At 70.9% G+C, this 3,626-nt stretch carries 2 protein-coding genes and 2 pseudogenes; 2 read left to right on the forward strand and 2 right to left on the reverse strand.

Annotation, left to right across the window (positions count from 1 at the left end; all coding sequences use genetic code 11):
• Positions 1–486: 3'-5' exonuclease (locus AC27IQ_RS20295; RefSeq protein WP_487090572.1), on the reverse strand; the 486-nt coding region annotated here is incomplete at its 3' end.
• A 100-nt stretch (positions 487–586) separates the two neighbouring features.
• A complete protein-coding gene (locus AC27IQ_RS20300) occupies positions 587–1,546 on the reverse strand; it encodes a LysR family transcriptional regulator (protein ID WP_487090573.1) in 960 nt (319 codons plus the stop codon).
• A 144-nt stretch (positions 1,547–1,690) separates the two neighbouring features.
• Here AC27IQ_RS20300 and AC27IQ_RS20305 point away from each other — a divergent pair.
• Positions 1,691–2,784 (forward strand): annotated as a pseudogene (locus AC27IQ_RS20305) (tartrate dehydrogenase).
• 97 nt (positions 2,785–2,881) lie between these two features.
• Positions 2,882–3,626 (forward strand): annotated as a pseudogene (locus tag AC27IQ_RS20310) (Bug family tripartite tricarboxylate transporter substrate binding protein); the annotation flags it as partial.

Here is a 3,626-nt window from a genome sequence, read left to right on the forward strand (position 1 = left end):
GCCCAGCAGCGCCGCGGCCATCTCCGCATCGGCCAGGGCCCGGTGGGCCCGCTCTGCGCGCGGCAGGTCCAGGTGGCCCACGATGGTGCCCAGCTGGTGGCTGGGCGCCTCCGGGTACAGGCGCCGCGACAGGAGCACCGTGCACGCGAAGGCATGGGGCGCCGGCAGGTCCGCGCAGCCCAGTTCGGCCGCCCAGAACTTGCTGTCGAACGATGCGTTGTGCGCCACCATGGGCGTGCCGCCCACAAAGCGCGCCGCCTCGCGCATGACCTGCGCCGCGTCGGGGGCCGCGGCCACCATGGCGTTGGTGATGCCCGTCAGCTGCGTGATGAACGGCGGAATCCAAGCGCCGGCATTCATCAGGCTCTGAAAGCGGTCCACCACCTGGCCGTTGTCCAGCAGCACGATGGCCACTTCGGTCGCCCGCGCGCCCTGGCCGGGCGAGATGCCCGTGGTTTCGAAATCGATGACGGCGATGAGGGACATGAAAGGGTGGCGGAGGCGATCAGCGTGGGGAAAGCCCACATTTTCGGCGAAGTGCCGAACTGGCCGACGCGAACGCGCCGCCACAACCGCGCGGCGGGGCTCACTCCGCGTCGTCGTCCCCACCGCCGGCCCTGCCCCGGTCCGACAGCGCCTGCGCCACGAAATCGACGAAGGCCCGCACCCGCGCCGCGGACTGGTGGCGCTGCGGGTACACCGCGTGGATGTCGGCATCGGGCGTGCTGTAGGCGGGCAGCACCGGCACCAGTTGCCCGCTGCGCAGGTGGCGCTCGATGTCCCACTCGGCCCGCATCAGGATGCCGTGCCCTTCCAGGGCCCAGCGCACGGCGATCTCGCCGTCGTTGGTGGTGAGGCTGCCGCGCGTCTTCACCGACTCGGTGACCGCACGGCGCCCGCGGCCACGCGTGAGCCGCCACACGCCGTAGGCCTCCTCGCCCTGGCGGATGCCCAGGCAGTTGTGGTGCACCAGGTCGTTGGGCACCTTCGGCGTGCCGTGGCGCGCCAGATAGTCGGGCGATGCGCACAGCAGCCGCCGGTTGTGCGCCAGGTGCCTGGCGATCACGCGCGCCTCGGGCGGCGCGCCGAATCGGATGCACACGTCGAACGCATCGTCGGTGAGCGCGGGAGGGTTCACGGACAGCTGCAGTTGCACCTGCACCTGCGGATGCAGGCGCGCGAAGCGCGAGATGAGCGGCGCGATGTGGCGGCGCCCGAACCCCAGCGTGGCATTCACCCGCAGCAGGCCCTTCGGTGTCGCGCGTGACAGGCCCAGCAGCTCTTCCAGGTCGTGGATCTCGCCCAGGATGCGGCGCGCGTGCGCCAGGTACAGCTCGCCCTCGGGCGTGAGGCCCATGCGGCGCGTCGTGCGGTTGACCAGCGGCACGCCCACGCGCGCCTCCATCAGCGCCAGGTGCTTGCTGACGGCCGGTGTGGTGATGCCCAGTTCGCGCGCGGCCGCGCTCAGGCTGCCGCAACTGGCCAACACCGAGAAAAACCCCAGGTCGGCTGGCTGGATGGCGGGAGGGGCGTGGGCAGCAGGCATGGGCAGGCGGCAGGAAAAAAAGAGGGTGGGCGGGCAGCTGGATTGTTGAATCCAGGTGAACAATGGTTTCACTATAGCCCCGCGCCGAAAGGCCGGCGGTGCCTAGAGTGGCGCGGTCCCCAACGCTTTTCGACCGAACCACCCATGACCACCTACGCCATCGCCACCATTCCCGGAGACGGGATCGGCAAGGAAGTGATTCCCGCCGGCCGCCAGGTCCTGCAGGCCCTGGCCGCCACCGACGAGACGCTGCGCTTCGAGTTCGAAGACTTCGACTGGGGCGGCGACCACTACCGCGCGCACGGCGCCATGATGCCGGCCGACGGGCTGGACGCGCTGCGCGGCAAGGACGCGATCCTGTTCGGCTCGGCGGGCGATCCGCACATTCCCGACCACATCACCCTGTGGGGCCTGCGCCTGAAGATCTGCCAGGGCTTCGACCAGTACGCCAACGTGCGGCCCACGCGCATCCTGCCGGGCATCGACGGACCGCTCAAGCGCTGCACGCCCGAGCAGCTGGACTGGGTGATCGTGCGCGAGAACTCGGAGGGCGAATACTCCGGCGTGGGCGGCCGGGTGCACCAGGGCCACCCGATCGAGGCCGCCACCGACGTGTCGATCATGACCCGCGTGGGCGTGGAGCGCATCCTGCGCTACGCCTTCCAGCTCGCCCGGTCGCGCCCGCGACGGCAGCTCACCGTGATCACCAAGAGCAACGCCCAGCGCCACGCGATGGTGATGTGGGACGAGATCGCGCTGGAGGTCTCGCGCGACTTTCCCGACGTGGCCTGGGACAAGGAGCTGGTGGACGCCGCCACGGCCCGCATGGTGAACCGCCCGGCCACGCTGGACACCATCGTCGCCACCAACCTGCATGCCGACATCCTGAGCGACCTGGCCGCCGCGCTGGCGGGCAGCCTGGGCATCGCACCGACCGGCAACATCGACCCCGAGCGGCGCTATCCCTCGATGTTCGAGCCCATCTACGGGTCGGCCTTCGACATCATGGGCCAGGGCCTGGCGAACCCGGTGGGCACGTTCTGGTCGGCCGTGATGCTGCTCGAACACCTGGGCGAGGCGGACGCCGCCCGGCGCCTGATGCGGGCCATCGAACACGTCACCGCGGACCCGGCCCTGCACACGCGGGACCTGGGTGGCCAGCCACCACGGCCCAGGTCACGCAGGCAGTGTGCGACCACCTGGCCGGCACCCGCCAGGCGCAGCGGCTGGCCGCCTGAAATCCTTTTCTTTCATTCATCCGTTCCTTCCTTCGCCCGACCGCGTAGCGGCGGGCCATCCCCCAGGCGCCGCAGAGCGCTCTCCCAGGAGACCAGCATGGCCCCGAAATTTTTCCCCGCGCGCCGGCGGCGGCAGGTGCTGCTGCACGCTTTCGCGGCCGCCCTCCCGGTGCTGGCCAGCGGCAGCGCCCTCGCCCAGGCCGCCTGGCCCACCAAGACCATCAGCCTGACGGTGCCCTTTCCCGCAGGCGGCACCACCGACGTGCTGGCGCGGGCGCTGGCCGACCGGCTGACGGTGTCGCTCGGCCAGCCCGTCATCGTGGAAAGCCGCCCGGGGGCCGGCGCCACCATCGGCGCCGACTACGTGGCCCGGTCCAGGCCCGACGGCTAGACCCTGCTGATGGGCGCGGTGCACCACACCATCGCCACCAGCGTGTACAAGAAACTGCCCTACGACTTCCAGAAGGACCTGGCCCCCATCACCACGGTGGCGCTGGTGCCCAACGTGCTGGTCGTGCACGCCGACAACCCGGCCAGGACCGTGGCCGACCTGGTGGCCCAGGCCAGGGCGCAGCCGGGCAAGCTGACCTTCGGCTCCAACGGCAACGGGACCGCGCAGCACCTGATCGGCACGCAGTTCCAGGGCCTCACCGGCACGTCGCTCGGCCACATTCCCTACAAAGGCAGCGGCCCGCTGGCCACCGACCTGCTGGGCGGCCAGATCACCCTGTCGTTCGACACCATCACGCCCGTGCTGCCGCACATCAAGGCCGGCAAGCTGCGGGCGCTGGCGGTGTCCACGCTCCAGCGATCCTCGGCCCTGCCCGACGTGCCCACGCTGG

Source organism: Acidovorax sp. KPB24-07 (assembly GCF_057543315.1).